The 2,819-nt window shown below is 49.8% G+C and carries 1 rRNA gene; it reads left to right on the top strand.

Going from position 1 to position 2,819, the window contains the following annotated elements:
• Positions 1 to 24: 24 nt before the first annotated feature.
• A 23S ribosomal RNA gene (locus tag Q3304_RS20595) occupies positions 25 to 2,819 on the top strand; the annotation flags it as partial.

Here is a 2,819-nt window from a genome sequence, read left to right as displayed (position 1 = left end):
TTAATCTATCAAACCTTTTTAACTGGTCAAGTTATTAAGGGTGCAGGGCGGATGCCTTGGCACTAGGAGCCGATGAAGGACGTGATAAGCTGCGATAAGCTTCGGGGAGTTGCACGTAAACTTTGATCCGAAGATTTCCGAATGAGGAAACTCACTTAGAGTAATGTCTAAGTATCATTAAGTGAATACATAGCTTAATGAGGGGAACTCAGGGAACTGAAACATCTAAGTACCTGAAGGAAGAGAAAGAAATTCGATTCCGTAAGTAGCGGCGAGCGAACGCGGAAGAGCCCAAACCAATAAAGTTTTCTTTATTGGGGTTGCGGACATATCATAACGAAGAGGTATCGTAATTGAAGAGGTTTGGAAAGACCCACCACAGAAGGTAATAGTCCTGTATGTTAAACGAGAAAACTTTAGATATGATCCAGAGTACCACGGGACACGTGAAACCCTGTGGGAAGCAGGAGGGACCACCCTCCAAGGCTAAATACTACCTAGTGACCGATAGCGTATAGTACCGTGAGGGAAAGGTGAAAAGAACCCCGGGAGGGGAGTGAAATAGAACCTGAAACCCTGCACTTACAAGCTGTGGAAGCACATTTCTTGTGTGACCGCGTACTTTTTGTAGAACGGGCCAACGAGTTACGTTAAGTAGCAAGGTTAAGCACTTAAGGTGTGGAGCCGTAGCGAAAGCGAGTTTTAACTGAGCGTTCAGTTACTTGACGTAGACCCGAAACCGGGCGACCTACCCATGAGCAGGATGAAGCGAAAGTAAAATTTCGTGGAGGTCCGAACCCACGAGCGTTGAAAAGCTCGGGGATGACTTGTGGGTAGCGGTGAAATTCCAATCGAGCCCGGAGATAGCTGGTTCTCCCCGAAATAGCTTTAGGGCTAGCCTCAAGGTGAGAGATACGGAGGTAGAGCACTGAATGTCCTAGGGGGTATTGCACCTACCGAAGACTATCAAACTCCGAATGCCGTCATCTTATACTTGGGAGTCAGACTGTGGGTGATAAGATTCATAGTCGAAAGGGCAACAGCCCAGATCGTCAGCTAAGGTCCCTAAATGTAAGTTAAGTGGTAAAGGATGTGGGATTGCACAGACAACCAGGATGTTGGCTTAGAAGCAGCCACTCATTCAAAGAGTGCGTAATAGCTCACTGGTCGAGTGATCCTGCGCCGAAGATTTCCGGGGCTAAAACTTACTACCGAAGCTACGGCATCATTATGATGGGTAGGGGAGCTTCCCATACGGGTTGAAGCATGACCGTAAGGACATGTGGACAGTATGGGAGTGAGAATGTTGGCATGAGTAGCGAGATGTGGGTGAGAATCCCACAGGCCGTAAACCCAAGGTTTCCAGGGGAAGGTTCGTCCGCCCTGGGTTAGTCGGGACCTAAGCTGAGGCCGAAAGGCGTAGGTGATGGACAACAGGTTGATATTCCTGTACTACCGATAACCGTTTGAGAGATGGGATGACACAGTAGGATAAGCTAAGCACACTGTTGGTTATGTGTGCCCAAGCATTGAGGCAGTCAGAGTAGGTAAATCCGCTTTGATAATGCTGGGATGTGATGGGGAGCGAAATTTAGTAGCGAAGTAGCTGATTTCACACTGTCAAGAAAAGTCTCTATCGAGGTTAAAGGTACCCGTACCGCAAACCGACACAGGTGGGTGAGGAGAGTATCCTAAGGCCCGCGAGAGAACTGTTGTTAAGGAACTCGGCAAAATGACCCCGTAACTTAGGGATAAGGGGTGCCACCATCCGGTGGCCGCAGAGAATAGGCCCAAGCGACTGTTTACCAAAAACATAGGTTTCTGCTAAGTCGCAAGACGATGTATAGGAGCTGACGCCTGCCCGGTGCTGGAAGGTTAAGGGGATCTGTTAGAGCAATCGAAGCAGTGAACTTAAGCCCCAGTAAACGGCGGCCGTAACTATAACGGTCCTAAGGTAGCGAAATTCCTTGTCGGGTAAGTTCCGACCCGCACGAAAGGCGTAACGATTTGGGCACTGTCTCAACAACAGACTCGGTGAAATTGTAATTCCGGTGAAGATGCCGGATACCTGCGACAGGACGGAAAGACCCCATGGAGCTTTACTGTAGCTTGACATTGGGTCTTGGTACTACATGTACAGGATAGGTGGGAGGCTTTGAAACCAGGACGCCAGTTTTGGCGGAGCCATCCTTGGGATACCACCCTTGTAGTACTGGGACTCTAACCATAGGCCATGAATCTGGTCTTGGGACACTGTCAGGTGGGCAGTTTGACTGGGGCGGTCGCCTCCCAAAAGGTAACGGAGGCGCTCAAAGGTTCTCTCAGTACGGTCGGAAATCGTACGTAGAGTGTAAAGGCAAAAGAGAGCTTGATTGCAAGACATACAGGTCGAGCAAGGATGAAAATCGGACTTAGTGATCCGGTGGTTCTGCGTGGAAGGGCCATCGCTCAACGGATAAAAGCTACCCTGGGGATAACAGGCTTATCTCCCCCAAGAGTCCACATCGACGGGGAGGTTTGGCACCTCGATGTCGGCTCATCACATCCTGGGGCTGTAGTAGGTCCCAAGGGTTGGGCTGTTCGCCCATTAAAGTGGTACGCGAGCTGGGTTCAGAACGTCGTGAGACAGTTCGGTCCCTATCCGTCGCAGGCGTAGGAAATTTGAGAAGACCTGTCCTTAGTACGAGAGGACCGGGATGGACGTACCTCTGGTGTACCAGTTGTTCTGCCAAGGGCATGGCTGGGTAGCTATGTACGGAATGGATAAGCGCTGAAAGCATCTAAGCGCGAAGCCAACTTCAAGATAAGATTTCCCACCG

The sequence above is a fragment of the Clostridioides sp. GD02377 genome (assembly GCF_045899875.1).
Lineage (GTDB): Bacteria > Bacillota > Clostridia > Peptostreptococcales > Peptostreptococcaceae > Clostridioides > Clostridioides difficile_A.
Note: the sequence above shows the minus strand (reverse complement) of the source record. Positions and strands in the feature narration are given on the sequence as shown.